We start from the raw sequence: 21578 nt of genomic DNA, 5'->3' as shown, positions 1-21578 counted from the left end.
TTCACGTCGAATACATCAAGTAATTTAGAGAGTATGGTTATGAAAAAGCGTCGTAAAACAGCATTAGGTGAAGATGTAGCACCATTGCAACAGCGTCGACTACTTTCAGGACCGCTCGTGTTTTTATTTATGGTTTTTGTAGTTACCGTTAGTTCAATTGAATGCATTTCAACAGTTAGAAATTATGCGTTAAGCTTGTCTGAGCTTCATGCACTTCAGCGTGAAGAAAGTGATTTACGTGAACAAAAACGTACGTTGGATAATAATATTGACCGATGGAAAGACAAAGCATACGTTACCGCTCAAGCTAGAGATCGTCTCGGCTTTATTTTTCCCGGTGAGCAGGCTGTTCGCGTAGAGCATCCTGAAGCAGTAACTGGAAAAGTTCCGAATGAATTTGCTCAAGAAAATAGCGAAACTAAGACTCATTCAGTCTTGCCTTGGTATAGTGACTTAATGTATGCAATACATAAAGCAGACAAACCAGATACTGTGCCATCCTTATAACATATAAACTGATAAAGTAAAAGATTATTTATTTGTAAAACAGCTTTAACAGGAGTAGAAACGCATGGCTAGCAGCCAAGAAAGTTCAGATAAAATGCAGAACAGTAATAAGAAATATATTCCAGAAGAAGCTGTGAAACGTTTATTTACTACACCTGCAAGTGATGCTGAGCGTACAATTGTTGAAAAGCAACTTGGAAGATTCCCTAGAGGAATGGTAGCTGTTGGTGCGCGTTGCGTTTGTGGTAGACCTCTTGCTGTTATTACTAGACCATGTTTAGAAGATGGCACACCATTCCCAACTACATGCTACCTTACCTGTCCTGAAGCTGTAAAAGCGGTGTCTCGCGTAGAAGCAGACGGTATTATGCGAGAATATAACGAGCTATTGCAATCGGACGAAGATCTGAAGAAACAATATGAGCGTGCGCATAAGTATTATTTGGAATTCCGTCATGAATTAGCTGTGTCTTTGGGGGATAGTGAAGAGCATATTAGTCAGATGAGCGCTGGTGGAATGCCAGTTCGTGTTAAATGCTTGCATGCTTTGCTTGCGCAAACATTGGTAATGGGCAAAGGTGTAAATCCTATTGGTGATATGGTGTTAGAGCGCATTAAAGATGAGTTTGATCCTAGCGTGTGCCGCTGTACTACTCCGTGGAGCGATGATGCATATGCTACTGAAACGGAAGTTGTTGTGGAAGACGAAACGATTGCAAAAGATAAAACTGCAGAGGGCGAAGCTGTGAAAAGTGACACGACTACTTGTGCAGAAAAAACAGTACAGGTTGCCGCAATTGACTGTGGTACGAATTCTATTCGACTAAAAATTGCGCAAGTTTCTGAGCATGGAATGAAAGATATTGTGCCTCGTATGCTTCGCGTCGTTAGACTAGGTCAGGGAATTGACGAAACTCATCGTTTCGCAGATGACGCTTTGGAACGAGTGAGGGAGGCTGCGCACGAATTTGCGCAAGTTTTGAAAGAACATCCAGTTGATGCGATTCGTTTTGTGGCAACTTCAGCTACACGAGATGCTGAAAATCGTGAGATTTTTGAACAAATGATGATTGATGAGCTTGGTGTTCGTCCTGAAGTTATTAGTGGTACTGAAGAGGCAGCTCTTAGCTTCCTTGGTGCAACAAGCGTTGTGTCTCGCGATGAGTTGCAGCCACCGTATCTCGTAGTTGATTTAGGTGGAGGTTCTACTGAGTTAGTGCTTGGAGGGGATGGGGACTGCTTGCCAACGCACAAGGTTTCTGCGGCGTACTCCATGAATGTTGGTTCCGTTAGAATGACGGAAAGGCATTTGCATACTGATCCTCCTACTGAAGAGGAAATTCAAGCTGCGATTGAAGATATTGACAAGCATATTGATGACGCTTTCAAAGTTGTCCCTGCAGGGCGAGCTCGTACTATTATTGGCGTTTCTGGAACTGTGACAACTATGGCTGCTTTGACTATGGGATTGCAGCATTATGATCATACTGCTGTCGATGGTGTGCGTATTGGGTTAGAGCAGGCCTACGCTGTTAATAATCGATTTTTGCGTATGCCTAAGGACTGCAGGCGCACGTATGCGACGATTCACCCAGGGCGTGTGGATGTTGTTGGCGGTGGAGCAGTTATTTGGAGTCGCGTGTTGGAGAGATTAGCAAAAGCTGCGTATGAGGATCACGGTGGGGTTTTGGATACGTTTGTTGCAAGTGAGCATGGTTTGCTTGACGGAATTACGATTGATTTGGGAAGAAAGTTACTCGCCACACGCTGAGCTTGTTCTTTGCTTAGATATATGGCATAATAAGTGATTGCTGCCTCTGTGGCGGAATTGGCATACGCATCAGACTTAAAATCTGACGCCCTTACGGGCTTGTGGGTCCGAGTCCCACCGGAGGCACAAACAAAGCGCTGCACAGTTTTTAGCTGTGTGGCGCCTTTTGCTTTTCTGTTGGTTTTACCTATAACCCATAATGCGTGCATGTTGACAGCTTGTGATTACATAGTTATAGACAAAGTAATTGATAATAGTGAACCCCGGCTTAGGCTGGGGTTCATTGCGTATAAGGCAAAATGCGAATGATATTGAGAAACGATATCGCCCAAATATTTTAATATTTTAGGAGGTTGGAAAGTGCATAATCATAACGATGTAATTCAAACTAACGGCACTGGTTCACGCTCAAGCAGTGTGAATGCAAATGTCAACTCTTCCGATACTAATTACAATAATGCCAACGCAGCTTCCCAAGCAGAAGCAATTCACGCAAGTCATGCACATCAGCATCGTTTGCTTCTTACGCTTTCTCTTACTGCAACTGTGTTCTTTGCTGAGGTAATTGGTTCTTTCATAACCAATTCCTTGTCGCTTCTTATAGACGCAGGTCATATGCTTACAGACATTTCGGTTCTTGCAGCTTCAACAGTTACTGCAATTCTTATGCGTCGTCGTCCAAATAGTAAGCGCACGTGGGGGTGGGCGCGTCTTGAGGTTATTACAGCTGCTGCGGGAGCTCTTATTTTACTGCTTGTAGGAGTGTATGCTCTTGTTGAATCTGGAATGCGTCTTTTTGGTAGTGGTCATCAAGGCATTCACGATGTAAATCAGCTGCTATTCTTTGGTATCCTTGGTTTAGCTGCGAATTTAGGCTCTCTTGTAATTCTTATGTCTCAATCTCAAGACAACATGAATATGCGTGCTGCATTTCTTGAGGTTATGAACGATGCTCTTGGATCTGTTGCAGTTGTAGTCTCAGCTATTGTAATGATGAGTACAGGTTGGGCAGGTTTTGATGCTTTAGCTGGCGGTATTATTGCGCTTCTTATGATTCCTCGTGCGTTAAAGCTTCTTAAGAATGCTGTTAAGGTTCTTCTTGAGCAGACTCCTGAAGGTCTTGATTTAAACAAAGTTCGTGAACATCTAGAGCATGTTCCTCATGTTCTTGCAGTTCATGATTTGCACGCTAGTACTGTCTCTACTGGTATGCCGATTTTTATGGCACATGTTGTTGTGGATCCTAATATGACAATGTCTCAATGCTCTCATGTGCTTTCTCAGCTTCAGGACTGCTTACGCGAACATTTTCCTGTTTCTGTGTCTCACACTACTTTTCAACTTGAGCCTAAAGGCTATACAACTTCCAGTGCTTCAGAGCATCATGAATAGAGTTTATAAGGTTTTGCTTATAAGTTTTGTTGCAATGAATGTGGCAGGTTTGCATAAATCTGTGAATGTGTATTTCCTGTGTCGTAATCGTTTTTGAAGTAAAGTTATATTTATGCCGTTAAAAGAACTAATTGATAATACTCACAGTGAGCGCGTGCGCAGACTCGTTTCTTTAGGTCGCGCAAAGTCGCATGATTTGCAGCGTTTTTTAGTTGAAGGTCCGCAAAGTGTGCGCGAAGCTGTACGTTATGCCACAGATTCGTTATGTGATATTTATGTTACTAAAGATGCTTGTGAAGGTAATGAAAAGAAAAGTTCCCAATTTTCTTCTTTGCGGGAAATAGTTAAAGAAGCTTTATCTCGATCTTGTTATGTTCATCCTGTTGAACCGAGTATTATGCAAAAAATTAGTGCTGATTCACAGGGAATTGTTGCGGTTGCTAATTCGAAATCTTTAGATGATATCTATTTTAGTGAGTTTAAAAATTTGCAACAATCAGCACAAGTAAAATCAAAAAACGATTTTAAGCCTCTTCGTATTGCAGCTTGCTGGCAGGTAAGAGATCCTGGCAATGCTGGTGCTATTATTCGCGTTGCAGATGTTGCTGGATGCGATGCTGTTGTTTTTGTTGATGATTGCGTAAGTCGTTGGAATTCTAAGCTTGTGCGTTCGACTGCAGGTTCACTATTTCATCTTCCTGTAGTGCAATTAAGCGTTCAAGACTGGTTCGAATGCGCTGCAAAATCAAATATTCGAATTATTGCAGCTGATATTTACGGAACTGACAAGATTAAACCTGTGCCATTTCCAAAAATTTTAGTCAATTCCGAGGTTATTAGCAGTTCTTTGGCTATTTTATTTGGTAATGAAGCTAGAGGCTTACCTAAAGAAGTATTACAGCAGGTTGACGATATTTCAATAATTCCAATATATGGAAAAGCGGAATCAATGAACCTTGCAACAAGTGCAGCAGTAATGCTTATGGGCTTGGCTATGTCGAGTCATGAGCGAAAAATATAGCTTTGGGCAATATTTTGCAATAGCGTATATAAACAATGAATATACGTATAACACAGATAGGAAAGGTGCTGTGACCGATAATAAGCCATTCGATATTAAAGCTGTAAGTAAAGCAGTAAAAGAAGGTATTGCTAGCGTTACAGCTGCTCAAACTATGGAAGAGCTGAAGGCTGTTAAAACTAAGTATGCTGGCGCGCAGTCAGTGATGACTGTTGCAAGTAAAGCAATTGGTTCTTTGCCTGCGGATCAAAAGAAGGAAGTTGGCAAGGTGATGTCAACTTTGCGAGCTGATTTTGGTCGAGCTTTTGCAGAAGCTACAGAGCGAATTAAAGCTGTTGAAGAGGCTAACATGCTTTCTGCAGAAACTGTAGATATGACTCTTCCAATTAATCGTAAGCCTTTAGGTGCTCGTCATCCTATTGCTCGTATTATTGAGGATTTTGAAGACTTCTTTGTGTCTATGGGTTGGCAGATTTCTGCAGGTCCAGAAGTTGAAACTGAATGGTTTGATTTTGATGCATTGAACTTTGGTCCGGATCATCCTGCGCGTCAAATGCAAGATACTTTCTACGTTCAGGGTAATCAAGCTAAGGATGCTGCAGGCTTTGTCGGTTCAAATATGGTTTTGCGCACGCAAACTTCTTCTGATCAAGTACGTGCGTTAATTGAGCGTGGAGTTCCTCTGTATATTGCTTCTCCTGGTAGAGTGTTCCGCACTGATGAACTGGATGCAACACATACTCCAGTTTTCCATCAATGTGAAGCTTTGGCTGTAGATAAGCATTTAACAATGGCTGATTTAAAGGGTGTTCTCGATCGTTTAGCTGTTGCGATGTTTGGTCCAGATGCAAAGAGCCGCTTGCGACCAAGCTACTTCCCATTTACTGAGCCTAGTGCTGAGCTGGATCTTTGGTTCCCAGATAAAAAGGGCGGTCCAGGCTGGATTGAATGGGGCGGTTGCGGAATGGTTAACCCTAATGTGTTGAAGTCTGCAGGTTTAGATCCACAAGTGTATACCGGTTTTGCTTTTGGTGTCGGCTTGGAGAGGACTCTGCTTCTTCGCCACGATATTAACGATATGCATGATTTGGTTGAAGGCGATAAGCGCTTCAGTGAACAGTTTGTAATGGGGGAGTAAAACTCATGCCAATGGTAGATATTGACTGGCTCAAAGATCATGTTGAAGTGCCAGAAGGTTTAACTTACGAACAGCTTGCTAAAGATTTAGTTCGTGTTGGTCTAGAGGAAGAAGAAATTCATACTTCTCAAGTTACCGGTCCAATTGTTGTCGGTTGCGTAGTTGACGCTACTCCTGAACCGCAGAAAAATGGCAAAACTATTAATTGGTGCCATGTTGATGTTGGAGATAAATACAACGATGTTGACGAGAACGGCAAGAAAGTTCCTCGTGGCATTGTTTGCGGTGCTCCTAATATGGCTGCCGGTGAAAAGGTTGTTGTAACTCTTCCTGGTGCTGTTCTGCCTGGAGATTTTAAGATTGAGCCGCGTAAGACTTACGGTCATATTTCTGACGGTATGTGTGCTTCAGAGCGTGAGCTTGGTTTGGGAGATAGCCACAATGGCATTATTTTGTTGCGTGAATATGGCTTCTCTAAGGCTGAATATGATGAGTTGAAGCCTGGCGACGACGTAATGGAGTTGTTGCATCTTAATAAGCCGATTTTGGAGATTAACATAACGCCTGATCGTGGATATGCTTTCTCTTATCGTGGTGTTGCTCGCGAATATCATCATTCAACTGGTGCTGTTTATACGGATCCTGTTTCAAAGTTGAATGAGCAGGTATCGCAAATTAACGATGAAGGTCACAAGACTTCAGATATTGACGTGAGTATTGAAGATACTAATCCAATTCATGGTGTACCTGGTTGTGATCGATATTATGCGCGTGCTGTACACGGTTTTGACTCCACTTGTGCAAGCCCACGTTGGATGCAGCGTCGTTTAACGCGTGCAGGTATGCGCAGTATCTCTCTTGCTGTTGATATCACTAATTATGTCATGCTTGATTTGGGTCAACCTCTTCATGCTTATGATTTAGACAAAATTGAAGGTCCAATTGTAGTTCGTCGTGCACATGAGGGCGAACATCTTACGACTTTGGATGGCAAAGATCATGAATTGCATGTTGAGGATTTAGTTATTTGCGATTCTCCTCGTGGAAACCATGGTTCACGCGTGCTTGGCTTAGCAGGTGTTATGGGCGGCATGTATGGCGAAGTTACGAGTGAAACGAAAAATATTTTGATTGAGGCAGCGCACTTTGATCCCGTTTCAATTGCTCGTACTGCTCGTCGACATAAGATTCCTTCTGAGGCTTCTCGTCGTTTTGAGCGTGGCGTTGATACCCAATTGCAGCCAGCAGCTGCACAAATGGCTGCAAATCTTTTGGAACAGTTTGGTGGAGCTAAGCCATCTACATCGCCGTGTGATGTCAATAATACTCAGTCGCGAAATGTGATTGTGTTTAAAGCTAATGAAGTGCAGCGAGTTGCTGGTTTGGATGTTGATTTGAATCGCATTAGCGATATTCTTACCGATATTGGTTGCTCTGTTGCTGGTGGTGGCAATGGATCCTTCTCCGTTCTTCCTCCAACTTGGCGTCCTGATTTGAATGAGCCTTGCGATCTAGTAGAGGAAATTGCTCGACTTGTTGGATATGATGAGATTCCTGTTAAGGTTCCTGCTGTTCCTGTTACTGGTCGAACTGGCTTAACTGCGCAACAGCAAACTAGACGAGCTATTGCTTATGAGTTAGCGGAAACTGGTTTTGTTGAATCTTTAAGCTATCCATTTGTTGGTGAGGAAGATATTAAAGCTTTCCGTCAAAATGTGGATGAAGTTGCTGAAGTAAGTGTTCGTATTGCTAATCCTTTAGCTGGAGACAGGCCTTGGCTTCGTCGTTCTGTTTTGATGACTTTGGCTGGTACTGTTCGACGCAATCTTCATCGTGGTTTAACAGATATTTCCATGTATGAGCTTGGTCATGTGTACTTTAGTGATCCAAATGCTCCTGCAATTCCTGCATTACCTGGTTCTGTTAGACCTTCTAATGCTGAGCTTGCTGCGTTGGATGCTGGATTACCGGAACAACCTTTGCATGTTGCTGCTTTGCTAACTGGTCATGCTGAAGAAACTGGTTGGCTTGGTACTCATAGAGATGTTGATTGGAGCGATGCTGTTGAAGCACTCCAGCGAGTTGGTAAGAGAATTGGTGTTAAGTTCATTCTCGAACAGTTTAAAGCTCAAGATGCTCCATCTTCTTGGCATCCTGGTCGTAGTGCTCAAGTTTGTGTTCTTGCTGAAGATGGTTCAAGCGTCAATCTCGGTGTTGTTGGCGAATTGCATCCACATGTTTGTGAAGCGCTAGATTTACCTAAGCATTCTGCAGCATTCGAGCTTGATTTAACTGAATTGTTTAAGAATATGATTATGAAGCCTGTTCAAGCTAAACCAATTTCGACTTTCCCTCCTGTAAAGCAAGATTTCGCTTTCACTGCACCAATTGAGTTGAAAGCGAATGAATTGCAGTCTGCTATTGAAAAGTCTGCTGGAGATTTGCTTGAATCTGTTGAGTTGTTCGATGTGTATGAGGGTGAGCAGCTTGGAGAAGGTTTGCGTTCTCTTGCTTATTCCGTAACGTTCCGAGCAAATGATAGAACACTTTCTGGCGAAGAGATGGAAGAAGTTCGTAAGAAGATTACGGATGCTGCTGAAGTCTTGCACGCAACTTTGCGAGTGTAAAATATAATATATTTTAGTTAATGCGATTGTGCATACGTTCTAATAGTAGTATGCATAATCGCATTTATTGTATTATTAACTCTTTTTCTTTTTATGTAAAGTAACATCTATTTTTTAAATAAAATATAGCATTTTCATGCATAATAGATATGTGTGACGAAGAACACATAAATAATTTTTTTATGCATGTAGATATGTATACATATATTCGTATATATTTAATTGAAAATATGTTTATGAAAGGTTTTGATAAAATTATGATGAATCCAGAAACGGATGCAGAATCAAATAACGAAGTGTCAATAAAACAGCAACGTCCTGCAACAAAAGCAGCGCGTTTAAACGCTATTGAACAAGCGTTACTGGCAGAAGTGATTACTTCTCAATCTCAACTCGCTAAAGTGTTGGCGCGTCATGGTTTTAATGTTACTCAAGCTACTTTGAGCCGAGATTTAGATGAGTTAAATGCCGTTAAAATTCGATTGACGGATGGCAGGATTGCGTATGTGCTTGGCGATGGTACTGGCAATCGTCATGCTATGGATACTGTGCGAATTGATCAGCAAGTTGCTCGCACTTTAGCAGGTCTTGTCACTGAAGTTGGACATGCAAATAATATTGTTGTTATTCACACTCCATCAGGCGCTGCACAATATGTTGCAAGTGTTATAGATCGTCAGCCTTTGAAAGGTATTTTAGGATCAGTTGCTGGAGATGATACAGTTATTATGGTTTGCGTTTCAAATGAAGAAGCTGAAAATCGAGCAAATTGGATGCTTTCAGTAGCTTCTCGTTAAACAATTTATTAAAAAATATTGTGGCTATTTAATTAAATATTGCATTAAAAAAAAATAATTTTGCAGTAACGAAAAGATTTATACGCGTGCAGTGCATTGTTGAGCTGCGCGCGTTTTTATATGTATAACTATAATTGATATATTTTTTATATTTTATAATAACTCTTCGAAGATGATAAAAATATAATAATTTTTTGGCGCATCTGTTGATTTTATTTTAGATGTATAATATGCTCTTTATTGTTTATTTATTCAATACATGACCTGGGAGGTCACAATGACTAATAAAAAACGTATTGTCTTGGCGTATTCAGGTGGCCTCGATACTTCGGTAGCAATTCCATACCTTAAAGAGCAAACAGGTCAAGACGTTGTAGCTGTGTCGCTAAATGTTGGTCAAGGCGGTGAAGCGCTTGAAGTAATTAAGAATCGTGCTTTGGCTTGTGGTGCAGTTGAGGCATATGTTGTCGATGCTCGCGAAGAATTCGCAGATAATTATTGCATGCTTGCATTAAAAGCTAACGCAATGTATGAAGACGTGTATCCATTGGTTTCTGCTCTTTCTAGGCCTTTGATTACTCGCCACTTAGTGAATGCAGCTCATCAATTTGATGCAGACACAATTGCGCATGGTTGCACCGGCAAAGGAAACGATCAGGTTCGTTTTGAAGTTGCAATCCAATCTTTGGATCCAGAATTAAAAGCTATTAGCCCAATTCGAGACTTGTCACTTACTCGTGATGTTGAAATAGAATTCGCTAACGAGCACAAGCTTCCAATTGAACAAAGCAAGAAAAGCCCATATTCGATTGACCAAAACGTGTGGGGTCGTGCAATTGAAACCGGTTTCCTAGAAGATCCATGGAATGCTCCGACTGAAGAGTGCTATTCTTATACGCAAAATCCTCTTGAATCTCAAGAACCGGATGAAGTTACAATTACTTTTGAAAAAGGTATTCCAGTCGCAATTGACGGTCATAGCGTAACGCCTTTGCAAGCAATTGAAGAAATGAATGCAAGAGCTGGAGCGCAAGGAATTGGACGAATCGATATTATTGAAGATCGTCTTGTAGGAATTAAATCTCGTGAATTGTACGAAGTTCCAGGTGCTCAAGCTTTAATTGTTGCACACCAAGAGCTTGAAAATTGCTGCCTGGAGCGTGAGCAGCATAGGTTAAAGCGTGCTCTTGATAAAAAGTGGGCTGAATTTGTCTATGATGGTCAGTGGTTCTCTCCAGTTGTGCGTTCTCTTAACGCATTTATTAATGAAACTCAAGAGCATGTTTCTGGAGAGATTCGAATGACTATGTATGCTGGCAAAGCTGTAGTTACTGGACGTCGTTCTGAGGAATCATTGTATGACTTTAATTTAGCAACGTATGATTCTTCAGATACATTTGATCAGCGTGCTTCCAATGGATTCATTGAAATCTACGGATTGTCTAGCAAGGTTGCAGCAGCAAGAGATATGCGCGTTGCAGACAACAACTAATACGATATATAAAAAAGATATAAAGGTAATAAACTATGCACGATGCAACAAAAGCAGCAGCCGCAGAACTAGAAAATAATGAAAGTAATAATACTAATCACCCTATTGCATTGTGGGGTGGACGATTTAGTTCAGGTCCTTCAGCAGAGCTGGCGAAACTAAGCAAGTCCACACAATTTGATTGGCGATTAGCGGATGATGATATTGCTGGTTCTAGAGCTCATGCGCATGCGTTGCATCGTGCAGGTCTTCTTAACGAAAAAGAGTATGCTGATTTATCTTGTGCATTAGATGAATTGCAAAAGCATGTAGATGACGGAACTTTCGCACCCATTGAGGAAGATGAAGATGAAGCTACAGCATTAGAGCGCGGTTTACTTGAAATTGCTGGAAATGAGCTTGGCGGAAAGCTTCGTGCAGGTCGCTCTAGAAATGATCAAATTGCAGCTTTAATACGTATGTTTTTGCGTAGGCATGCGCGCATTATTGCATCATTATTGTTGTCAGTTTGCCAAGCGTTGCTGAATCAATCAAAAAATGCAAAAGACGCGGTGATGCCGGGTCGCACTCACATGCAACATGCTCAACCAATTTTGCTTGCGCATCAGTTAATGGCACATGTTTGGCCGCTTTTACGAGATGTAAATCGCTTCATAGATTGGGATTTGCGTGCAGATGAAAGCCCTTATGGAGCAGGCGCTTTGGCAGGCAATACTCTTGGTCTTAATCCAGAAGAAGTAGCTAAAGAGCTTGGTTTTTCTAAAGTTTGCGTTAATTCTATAGACGCAACTGCAAGTAGAGACTTAGTTGCAGAATTTTCATTCATCGCAGCAATGATTGGCGTTGATATATCACGATTAAGTGAAGAAATTATTATTTGGAATACTCAAGAATTTGCATTTGTTCGTTTAGATGATGCTTATTCAACTGGCTCATCGATTATGCCTCAAAAAAAGAATCCAGATATTGCGGAACTTGCTCGTGGTAAAGCTGGTAGATTAATAGGCGATTTAACTGGTTTAATGACAACTCTTAAAGGTCTTCCTACTGCTTATGCTCGCGATTTGCAAGAAGATAAAGAAGCTGTTTTTGATCAAATTGACACTTTAGAAGTGCTTCTTCCAGCTTTTGCTGGAATGGTAGAAACTATGAAATTTGATCTAAATAGACTTTATGAACAGTCTTCTACTGGTTTCGCTCTTGCTACAGATATTGCAGAATGGCTTGTAAAAAAGGGTGTTCCATTCCGTAATGCTCATACTTTGTCTGGTTTGTGTGTAAAGCGAGCTGAGGGAATTGGGGGAGATCTTGCTGATTTAAGCGATGATGATTTTTCAAATATTCTAAGCGGTTTTGTTGATAGCGCAGAAATTGCGAATATTAGAACAATATTGACTAGTGCTGGATCTGTGTCTGCCAGATGCGGTCGTGGCGGTACAGCCTTCGCGCGAGTTAAAGAGCAAATTGTAGAGGCTGAAAATGCAATGGATAATTATTATAAATTTGCAAATTCAAAAAGCGATGGTTCTGCTTATATCTCGCCTATAAAATAATTTTAAAATTAGATTATTAGCTGTCACGTTATAGTGCCAAATATTGTACTTTATAATATTTGGCACTTTTTTATTATGCGTGTCGCCATGTGCTGCAAAAATTGAAAGGCTTGTGGACGCGCAAAGCGCCCGATATTTATCGGTATTCTGTATTAAGGAGATACGAATGGCTCAGGTCAGGAACTACAAGGAAGCAGGTTTTGCTTCTTTGTTTGAAGAGCTTAAGTGGCGTGGATTAATTTCACAATCTACTGATGAGCAGCAGCTTGCTCAAGCGCTTGACGGAGAACCATTAACGTATTATTGCGGTTACGATCCTACTGCTGCTTCATTGCATATTGGTAATCTTGTGCAGCTTATTAATATGCGTCACTTGCAGGCTGCAGGTCATCATCCTATTGCTTTAGTTGGTGGTGCTACTGGTTTGATTGGTGACCCTCGTCAAAGCGGAGAACGCACTCTTAATTCTAAGGATATTGTGGCTGGCTGGGCTGAACGCTTGCGTAAGCAGATTGGTCGAATCTTGCCTCTTGATGGTGAAAATCCTGTTCGTTTTGTCAGCAATTACGACTGGGTTTCTAAGATGTCTGCTATCGACTTTTTGCGCGATGTTGGTAAGAACTTCCGAGTTGGAACAATGCTTTCTAAGGATATTGTGGCTCGTCGCTTAAATTCCGATGAAGGTATTTCTTTTGCTGAGTTTAGTTATCAAGTTTTGCAAGGCAATGACTTCTTGTACTTGTTTGATAATTACAACGTAACTTTGCAACTTGGCGGTTCGGATCAGTGGGGTAATCTCACTTCCGGCATGGATTTGATTCGTAAGGTTCGTGGCACATCCGTAAACGTGTTTACTAGCCCGATTATTACAGATAATCAAGGTCGTAAGTTTGGTAAGTCAGAAGGTAATGCCATGTGGCTTGATCCTTCTATGCTTAGCCCTTATCGCTTCTACCAGTTCTGGTTCAATCAGCCTGATGATGAAGTTGTTAAGTTGCTTAAGGTGTTCACTTTCTTGCCAAAAGATGAAATTGAGCGTTTAGCTCAGCAAATTCAGGATGATCCTGGAAGTCGTGAAGCTCAGCGCGTGCTTGCGTGGGAAGTTACAAGTTTCGTTCACGGTGAAGATTTAACAAACCAGGCTATTGAAGCTTCTTCCGCTTTGTTTGGACGTGGTGATCTTTGCAATATTGATGAGCAGACTCTTGAAGCTGCTTTAGATGGTGTTAAGGTTAAGGCTGAAGACGGTAGTTTAGATTTCGCTAAGGCTAAAGTTGCAGATCGTGTTGTTGAGGCTGCAGTTGCCGCTGGTCTATTCCGCACTGTTTCTGAAGCTCGTCGTGCTATTGAAGCAGGCGGTTTGTATCTGAATAATGAACGTGTAAGTGGTGTCGACGATGTGTTAAGTGAGGGCTCTTTCTTGCACGGTCGTTTCGCTTTGCTTCGCCGTGGCAAGAAAGCTATCGGTGCCGTAGAGCGCGCTTAATAAATGTTTGTGATGTATTAAAAAATACATCTGTTGTAAGCTTGCTGCTTGATGTATGCTATAGCTTGCTTACAGCAGATGTTTAGTTATTTTATGAATATAATTAAAATGTGATTTTGTAATAAAATTGCACATAGATGAGAGGTATGCCAGAATGGGCGAAGAACGCGAACACTCGCGGAGTGGTAAGAAATCTTTTGGTGAACGTGGTGGATTTGGTCATCGCAATGGTGGTAAAAGTAGCGAGCGTCGCGGTGGTTTCCATAAGGATGGTTTCCATAAAGGCGGTTTTAAGAAGGGTGGTTTCCGCCGTAATGATGATGACCGTGAAGAGAGCTTCCACTCTGGCGTAAAGCGTGATGGTGATCGTCGTTTTAACCGTCATGACGATCGTAAAGATGACCGTCGCGGTGGTTTTAAGAAGAATGGTTTTAAGAAGGACGGATTCCGCTCAGAGAATCGCGATAATGATCGTCGCTTTAATCGTATAGATGACCGTCGCGATGACCGCCGCTCTAGAGATTTTGAACATTCTTGTGAAGAAGGTGGCAACCCACGCTACAAGAAGTTTGATGGTGAACATCGTTTTGATCGTCGTGACGATCGCAGGGATAGTCGTCGTGACGATCGCAGGGATAGTCGTCGTGAGAACCATCGCAATGGCGATTTCCATAAAGATTTCCATAAAGGCTCTAAGGGCGGCTTCCGTGATGACCGCAGAGACGATCGTCGCGATGAGCGCAGAGATAATGAGCGTCGTTTTGATCGTCGTGACGATCGCAGAGATGATCGTCACGCAAATTCGCGTAGTAACTTCCGCTTTGAAGATGGTCCACGCCGCAATTCTGACGGAACTGTTTCTTATCCATCTCAAAATCCTTATACAGCACGTCGCCCTGGTGAACCTAAGATGCCAAAAGGTTTGGAATGGGCAATGCTTTCTAAAGAAGATCGCGAGCGTTTGCGCGGTCTTTCAAAGGAACACGCTGAAAATATTGGTCTTCATATTCTTGCAGCTTATACTTTGCAAGAAGAAAATCCTGAACTTGCATTAGAACATGCAAAGTGGGCTGCTAAGCAAGCTTCTCGTATTGATTTTGCTCGCGAAACTTTAGCTTTTGTGGCCTATCGTCAGGGCGATTACAAGCTTGCTTCTAAGGAATTCCGCACTGCAATGCGAATGAATGGCTACCTTGATTATTTGCCATTTATTGCCGATTGCGAGCGCGGTATGGGAAATCTAGATAAGGCTTTAGAAATTTGCATGTCAGATGAAGCAAAAACCTTAAGGGGAGAAGTAAAAGCCGAAATGTTCCTCGTTTATGCAGGTGTTTTGGCTGATACTGGTCATGCTGATAAGGCTATTGAATTGGTTCATGCAATGGGTCGTTCAAAGGGTCTTCCTGGGGAGTATCGTATGCGTGCAGTTCAAGCAGAACAATACTTCTTGGAAGAAGCCGGGCGTAGTGACGAAGCAATTGAATTAGAGTCTTTGCTTGATAAGCTTGAGCAACAGTATGCTGATGTTGATGACGAAGATATAAATCCTGATGATATTGTTATCGACTATGATTTAGAGCATTTGAATGATGACATGATGGATGAAATTGGCATGAGTGAAGATGATGCTCAATTTGCTCCTGATGAAGAATCTGATGAAGAATCTGATGAAGAATCTGAAGTAACTGAAGATTCTGAAGATTTAGAAAACTCAGAAGACTCAGAAGAGACAAGTAACTCTGAGAATGCGGATAATACGGATACAATCGAGATGAGTGCTGTTCACGCTGACGAAGAGTAGTTCGTAACATTTGAATATTTGCGTTCGGCTGCTTTTAAGTAAGCCGGGCACTTGCTGCTTTGAGAGTTGATATTTATAAAATATATTTGAAAAATTTGAATCTAAATTAAGTGCAGTGTTTAGCAAACTTAAATGAGGTATAGTATGCAAGTTGAAACGAAAAAGAATTTTTCTTCATGTAATCGTCCGTTAAGCGATGCATTTCGTCTAGCACTGCTTGATTTAGATGGTGTTGTATATCGTGGTGGAAATGCTGTTGAATATGCGTCTGATTCCATTTTGTTTGCGCAAAAAAATGGAATGGCAATTGAATACACAACTAATAATTCTTCGCGTTTCCAATCTGTTGTTGCAAAACAACTGGAAAGTTTTGGCTTAAAAGTAGAACCATGGCAGATTATAACGTCTTCTGTTGTTGCAGCAAGGATGGTAGCTCGCAATGTTGAGAAAGGATCCAAAGTTCTTGTTCTCGGCGCTGAACATTTGCGTCAAGAAGTGCAACGCGTAGGATTACAACTCGTAGATTCGTGCGAAGATAATCCTAAAGCTGTTATTCAAGGCTGGTATCCTCAAATGACTTGGCAAGAAATGGCGGAAGTTTCTTTCGCTGTTGAGCATGGTGCAAAATATTTCGTTACTAACCGCGACTTAACTATTCCAAGAGAGCATGGTATTGCTCCTGGATGCGGTTCCATGATTCAAGCTGTTATTAATGCTACGGGTGTAGAGCCTATTTCGTCTGCTGGAAAACCAGAATCTGCAATGTATGATGAAGCAAGGTTTTTGGTTGCTGCTAATGCTAAGCATGATGATTCTGAATGTGAAGAATACACTGAAAAAGACGAGTATGGGAATCCTGTAATTAGTATTGAACATTCATTAGCAGTTGGAGATCGTTTAGATACTGATATTGAGGCTGGAACAAGAGGAGGCTATGCTTCATTACTTGTTCTTACTGGAGTTACAGATCCTCGCATGCTTATGCTTGCGCCAAAACATTTGCGTCCAAGTTTTGTTTCTAAAGACTTGCGAGGATTAAACGAATCTCATAACGCTCCTGAACGCGTTAACGGTAGTACTTTTACTTGTGAAGATGCTATAGCAAGAGTTGTGAATAATAATATTATTGAAGTTAATAACACTAACGATTGCAATGCTTTAAGAGCTGCTTGCGCGCTGGCATGGAGCTTGCAAGATTGCGGTGAAAATATGGAAAATTATACTCTTCCGGAGTTTTCCTTATGACTTTGAATGAGGATTTAAGTAAACTTTCAAATAGCAATATTTCACAACGCTTAGATTGCGCTTTGGTTAATCGTGGTTTAGCAGAAAGTAGGACAACTGCTCAACGTTTAATTCGTGCTGGCGTAGTGAGTGTTGACAATCGAAATATTACGAAATCCTCATTTTTAGTAAACAATTCACATACAATAACAATCGACGAATCAAAAAATACGCAATCTTGTATTAGATACGTTTCTCGTGGAGCACTTAAGTTAGAAGGTGCTTTCGAAGCGTTTTCTAAAAATGGTTTAACTACTTCCAAATCAACTAAAGCTCTAGATATAGGTGCATCAACGGGTGGTTTTTGCGACGTTCTTTTGCAAAGAGGTGTTCATTCTGTAATAGCTTTAGATGTTGGTCATGGTCAATTGCATCCAAAAATAGCTAACAATTCACATGTAATTGAAATGAGTGGCGTAAATATTCGAGATGTGTACGAAGAGAACTTGCCATATAAGCCAAATCTTATAGTTTCGGATGTTTCTTTTATTTCTCTAACGTTTGTTATTCCAGTAATTTCTAGAATAGCTCAATTGCATGCAGATATTGTGCTTTTAGTTAAGCCGCAATTTGAAGTAGGAAAAGGAAACCTTGGAAAAGGTGGAATAGTAACTGACGAGACTTTAAGAATTAAAGCTTTAGAAACAATAAAAAGTTGTGCAAATCAAAACGGTCTAAAGGTTATCTCCTCTTGCGAATCTCCTATTGAAGGAACGCATGGCAATACGGAGTATCTTCTTTATGCGCGTTACGAGAAGTAAGTTAATTATTGAATGTTTAGCATTTTTCAATATGTATCCTAACAATTACAATAGTAGTAGTTGTGTTTAAACAGTACGAAGGGGCTGTATATGCAGGAACATTTCGATACTAATTCCGCTTCGTCGGCTCGTCGTGCTCTTGTAGTTACTCACGCTAGAATCGATGTTCATAGTGATGTGGTAAATCAAGTCAAGACTCAACTTATTAAAGCTGGATTCGTTGTTGATGTATTCAACAGTGCGTCTGTGTCTGATTTTGCTAAAAAAACTACTCGTATAGTTGACGAAAATACGGAAATAGTTGTGGTGCTTGGGGGAGATGGCACCATGCTTCAGGCTGCTGAGTTAGTGCATTGTACTACTGTTCCAATTATCGGCATAAATCTTGGTCATGTTGGTTTTTTGGCAGAATTTGAAAGTTTTCAAATTAACGATGCAATTCGTAGGATTGCAAACAAGGATTACACTATTGACAGGAGAATGGAAGCTCATGTAGATGTGTGGCTTCCTGGCGAAAGTAAGCCTTTAAGTGATTGGGCGTTGAACGATATAACTCTTGATCGCGAAGACAGAGGTCGAATGGTAGAACTTTCAATACGAGTAGACGATGTTGAAATGTCATCTTTTGGTTGCGATGGTATAATAGTTTCAACTCCTACTGGTTCCACAGCTTACGCATTTTCAGCAGGTGGATCAATCATGTGGCCAAATGTAGAAGCGTTACAACTAGTGCCATTAGCTGCTCATGCTCTTTTTGCGCGTCCTCTAATTATTGGTGCCGGTTCTACTTTTACTATTGATATTCTTAATGAATCGTCTTCTGGAGGTTGGATTTGTTGCGACGGTAGAAGACAGCGCGCTCTTCCTCAAGGATCAAGGATTCAAGTTCGTCAATCAAAAGATGACCTATTATTAGCTAGACTTTCTGGTGCTCCTTTTACGAAGCGTTTAGTTACAAAATTTGATTTGCCAATAGTTGGATGGCGTGAGCACAATAATAATTCTTTAAAATGAATTATTTAAGTAGAAAATAATATTAAATATAGCATTTATAAAACGAGGTACAGCGTGCTTGAAGAGTTAGAAATACGTAATCTTGGGCCAATTTCACATGCGCTTATTACTCCTTCGTCTCACATGACAGCTATTACGGGTGAAACAGGCGCTGGAAAGTCAATGCTTTTAAGTGCTATCAAGCTTATTTCTGGATCCAAAGCAGAAGTTGCAAGGATTTCTCCAAATGCTAAAGAAGCATGGGTTCAAGGCATATTTAGTATTCCTAAAACAAGTGAATTAGTAGATGCTGTTGGAAAATCCGGTATTGAATTAGAGCCTTCAGAAAATAACGAAAATAAATCAGATATGTATGTTTCTAGAACAGTACCGCAAGAAGGTCGTTCAAGAGCAACAATTTCTGGTTTCGCAGTACCAAAAACAGTTCTTGAACAAGTATGCTCTCGATTGATAGTTATTCATGGACAAAGTGACCAATTACGTATAGCAACAAATTCAAAACAACGCGAATTGCTTGATACTGTATCTAAAAATAGTGAATTACTTAAGCAATACGCATGTGCGTATCAAGCGTGGAAAGATGCTAAAGAAACATGTAATCGACTAGAAAATCAAGCGTCTTCTTCGCGGCAACGTGCAGATTACCTTAGAGAATCGTTAGCGCGAATACGAGATGTGAATCCGCTTCCTAATGAAGATAAGGAATTGCGTGCAAAAAGAGAAAGAATTGAGAATTCTGCTCAAATTGTTAAAGCAGTGAGCATTGCGCTCGCATCCCTTGATTCCAGTCAAATAGATTATGGTGCTTCAGAATCATCTGAAGATGCTTGTTTTCTTGTAGATAAAGCTTCTCAAGCATTACGAAATATTCGTGTAGATGATTCTTTCAATTCTATTGCAAATCAACTTGACGATATTCATGCTCAACTTGACGATATCGTAATGCAGCTTGCTCAACAGTTGGATATCGATGTAAGTGAAAAAGATTTAGATGATTTAAATTCCCGTATTCATGATCTTACTGATTTAACTCGTAGGTGGGGGCCAACATTAGATGACGTACTTGATTGGTCCGAAAAAGCTCAGTTTGAACTTGAAGATTTAGATGATTCTCCTGAAGCTATTGCCAAAGCGCGTGCTAAGTGTGCTCAACGATATGATGATGCTCTTAAACTTGCTGAAGAATTATATAAAACTCGTTTAAATGCAGCTCATGATTTTGGCACTTTAGTTAGTGAAGAATTAAACTCTTTGGCTATGCCAGGTGCTCAATTAATTATCAGTGTAAATAGGCGTTGCGAAGATTTATCTGGTTCTATTCCGCTTGATTCTAACGGATGTGATGATGTAGAGTTTTTGTTCCGACCATTTCCTGCTTCTTCAGATTTGCCGATGAGCAAAAGTGCTTCTGGTGGTGAATTAAGTAGGCTTATGCTTGCAATTGAGCTTGTTGTTGCGAAGTTGACAGATTGCGACGAAGAAAATATTACATTTGTTTTCGACGAAGTAGATTCTGGTGTTGGTGGTGTTGCGGCAGTAGAACTCGGTAAACGTTTGGCTCAACTTTCTCAACATGCTCAAGTTATTGTTGTTACTCATTTAGCTCAGGTTGCTTCTTTTGCAGATGCACAATTTGCAGTACAAAAAAATCTTGTTGAGAATAGTGAGAATAGTTCTTCTGCTATAGTTGCGGATACTTCTGTTATTGAGCTTAATGATTTGATGCGTGAGCAAGAGATTGCTAGGATGCTTGATGGAAGTGAATCAAAAACTTCATTAGAACATGCTCGTGAGCTATTGAGTGCAAGTAGGAAGATCATTGATGGATTTACAAAATAATTCGTCTATTGTTGCAGCGATTTTTGATTTTGACGGCACGTTACTTGATTCTTTAAGCGTTTGGGATGATATTGATCGAGTAAGTTTTGCGAAACGTGGTATGAACGTTCCTTCAATCTTTGCGAATACGACTGCAACAATGAATCCTAGACAAATTGCAGAATATGTTATTAAAAATTACGGATTTACTGATGCTCCTGAAGATTTGATGACGGAGTGGTCAGATATGGCTTTTGACGCTTATGCTAATCATCTTCCGCTAAGAAAAGGCGCGTATGAATATGTGCATTATTTGCGTTCTAATGGTATAAAGCTTTTTCTTGTTACAACTCTTTCTAAACGCTTGTGTATTCCAGCTTTAAAAAGAGTTGGCATTTTTGATTGTTTTGATTTTATTCATTTTGGAGAAGATTTATCTGAAAAAGGTAAGCATAGTCCTAAAACTTATATCGATATTGCTAATCAACTTAAAGTAGATCCAGCTAAATGTGTAGTTTTTGAAGATTCTGCTACAGCTTTATGTTCAGCTCAGCAAGCTGGTATGCAAACATGTGGGGTAGTTGATAATTCAAACGTAAAAATTGATTTAGATTCGTCGTTTAATAAATGCTTAGCAGTATTTTCTGATTTTTCTTTCGCTCCAAGAATCAGCGATATAAGTTGAAAATATGCTATTGGTTGAGTTGATGAGGTTTCACATACCCCGGGTTTTGTCGCATACACAAGTGCATGCGGATGGCCATCCATCTCGATTTGACGTTACCGCCAAACTCTAGCAGTCTACCCGAAGACTTGAGCGAGCAGCTCTAAAGCGTCTTCTGCTTGACCTTGCTCCCAATGAGGCTTGCCATGCGGCTTACTGTTACCAGAAGTCCGGTGGTCTCTTACACCGCCGTTTCACCCTTACCCGAACGAAACGTTCAGGCGGTCTATTCTCTGTTGCGCTATCTCTCAGGTCGCCCTGGGCGGACGTTATCCGCCATTGTGCTCTGTGGAGCCCGGAAGTTCCTCAGCCACTCCGAATGAACATTGTGACCGCGGCCATCGTGAAACCTCAACCTTCCCAATTATAGCAGATGATATTAATATCGTAAA

General features: G+C 40.9%; 16 protein-coding genes, 1 tRNA gene and 1 other RNA gene. 17 read left to right on the top strand and 1 reads right to left on the bottom strand.

What is annotated here, in order from left to right; genetic code table 11:
* Window positions 1-33 precede the first annotated feature (33 nt).
* From HXT40_RS03765 to HXT40_RS03685, 17 genes are all read left to right on the top strand, one after another.
* Complete coding sequence (locus HXT40_RS03765; protein WP_076002800.1) at window positions 34-507, top strand: FtsB family cell division protein; 474 nt, start codon at window positions 34-36, stop codon at window positions 505-507.
* Window positions 508-601: 94 nt separating this feature from the next.
* The gene (locus HXT40_RS03760) at window positions 602-2278 is read left to right on the top strand and encodes a DUF501 domain-containing protein (protein WP_421777335.1); all 1677 of its coding nucleotides are present in this window, start codon (window positions 602-604) and stop codon (window positions 2276-2278) included.
* Between the two features lie 42 nt (window positions 2279-2320).
* Window positions 2321-2404: transfer RNA gene (locus HXT40_RS03755), tRNA-Leu, on the top strand.
* A 291-nt stretch (window positions 2405-2695) separates the two neighbouring features.
* Window positions 2696-3670 carry a cation diffusion facilitator family transporter gene (locus tag HXT40_RS03750; protein WP_421777334.1) on the top strand — a complete coding sequence of 325 codons (975 nt, stop codon included), beginning with the start codon at window positions 2696-2698 and terminating at the stop codon, window positions 3668-3670.
* A gap of 112 nt (window positions 3671-3782) precedes the next feature.
* The gene (locus HXT40_RS03745) at window positions 3783-4691 is read left to right on the top strand and encodes a TrmH family RNA methyltransferase (protein ID WP_012914098.1); all 909 of its coding nucleotides are present in this window, start codon (window positions 3783-3785) and stop codon (window positions 4689-4691) included.
* Between the two features lie 70 nt (window positions 4692-4761).
* Complete coding sequence (gene pheS / locus HXT40_RS03740) at window positions 4762-5829, top strand: phenylalanine--tRNA ligase subunit alpha (RefSeq protein WP_033888768.1); 1068 nt, start codon at window positions 4762-4764, stop codon at window positions 5827-5829.
* A 5-nt stretch (window positions 5830-5834) separates the two neighbouring features.
* A complete protein-coding gene (gene pheT / locus HXT40_RS03735; RefSeq protein ID WP_421777160.1) occupies window positions 5835-8456 on the top strand; it encodes a phenylalanine--tRNA ligase subunit beta in 2622 nt (873 codons plus the stop codon).
* Window positions 8457-8713: 257 nt separating this feature from the next.
* Window positions 8714-9253, top strand: coding sequence for an arginine repressor (locus HXT40_RS03730; protein WP_032842537.1), 540 nt, complete (start codon window positions 8714-8716; stop codon window positions 9251-9253).
* 277 nt (window positions 9254-9530) lie between these two features.
* Window positions 9531-10745, top strand: a complete 1215-nt coding sequence (locus HXT40_RS03725; RefSeq protein ID WP_103014002.1) for an argininosuccinate synthase — start codon at window positions 9531-9533, stop codon at window positions 10743-10745.
* Window positions 10746-10780: 35 nt separating this feature from the next.
* Window positions 10781-12298: an argininosuccinate lyase gene (gene argH / locus HXT40_RS03720; RefSeq protein WP_415705291.1), complete on the top strand. Its 1518-nt coding sequence runs from the start codon at window positions 10781-10783 to the stop codon at window positions 12296-12298.
* 166 nt (window positions 12299-12464) lie between these two features.
* Window positions 12465-13784, top strand: a complete 1320-nt coding sequence (gene tyrS / locus HXT40_RS03715) for a tyrosine--tRNA ligase (protein WP_076002805.1) — start codon at window positions 12465-12467, stop codon at window positions 13782-13784.
* A 154-nt stretch (window positions 13785-13938) separates the two neighbouring features.
* Window positions 13939-15585, top strand: coding sequence for a hypothetical protein (locus tag HXT40_RS03710; RefSeq protein WP_421777159.1), 1647 nt, complete (start codon window positions 13939-13941; stop codon window positions 15583-15585).
* Window positions 15586-15729: 144 nt separating this feature from the next.
* Complete coding sequence (locus HXT40_RS03705) at window positions 15730-16830, top strand: HAD-IIA family hydrolase (protein ID WP_012914105.1); 1101 nt, start codon at window positions 15730-15732, stop codon at window positions 16828-16830.
* On the top strand, window positions 16827-17630 hold the full coding sequence (locus tag HXT40_RS03700) for a TlyA family RNA methyltransferase (RefSeq protein WP_012914106.1): 804 nt from the start codon (window positions 16827-16829) through the stop codon (window positions 17628-17630). Before HXT40_RS03705 ends, HXT40_RS03700 begins: the two co-directional genes overlap by 4 nt.
* A gap of 90 nt (window positions 17631-17720) precedes the next feature.
* Window positions 17721-18644: an NAD kinase gene (locus HXT40_RS03695; RefSeq protein WP_410310454.1), complete on the top strand. Its 924-nt coding sequence runs from the start codon at window positions 17721-17723 to the stop codon at window positions 18642-18644.
* A 54-nt stretch (window positions 18645-18698) separates the two neighbouring features.
* Window positions 18699-20483 (top strand): DNA repair protein RecN, encoded by a 1785-nt coding sequence (gene recN, locus HXT40_RS03690; protein WP_410310453.1) that lies wholly within the window; start codon window positions 18699-18701, stop codon window positions 20481-20483.
* Complete coding sequence (locus HXT40_RS03685; protein ID WP_102703058.1) at window positions 20467-21147, top strand: HAD family hydrolase; 681 nt, start codon at window positions 20467-20469, stop codon at window positions 21145-21147. The genes recN and HXT40_RS03685 overlap by 17 nt, the downstream gene beginning before the upstream one ends.
* 19 nt (window positions 21148-21166) lie before the next feature.
* On the opposite strand, the gene rnpB is transcribed toward HXT40_RS03685, so the two are convergent.
* Window positions 21167-21540: RNase P RNA component class A (gene rnpB, locus HXT40_RS03680), an RNA gene on the bottom strand.
* Window positions 21541-21578 lie beyond the last annotated feature (38 nt).

Origin of the sequence: Gardnerella sp. DNF01180P (assembly GCF_049244205.1) — a bacterium.
GTDB classification, from domain to species: domain Bacteria; phylum Actinomycetota; class Actinomycetes; order Actinomycetales; family Bifidobacteriaceae; genus Bifidobacterium; species Bifidobacterium swidsinskii.
This window is presented reverse-complemented; position numbering and strand designations above follow the sequence as displayed.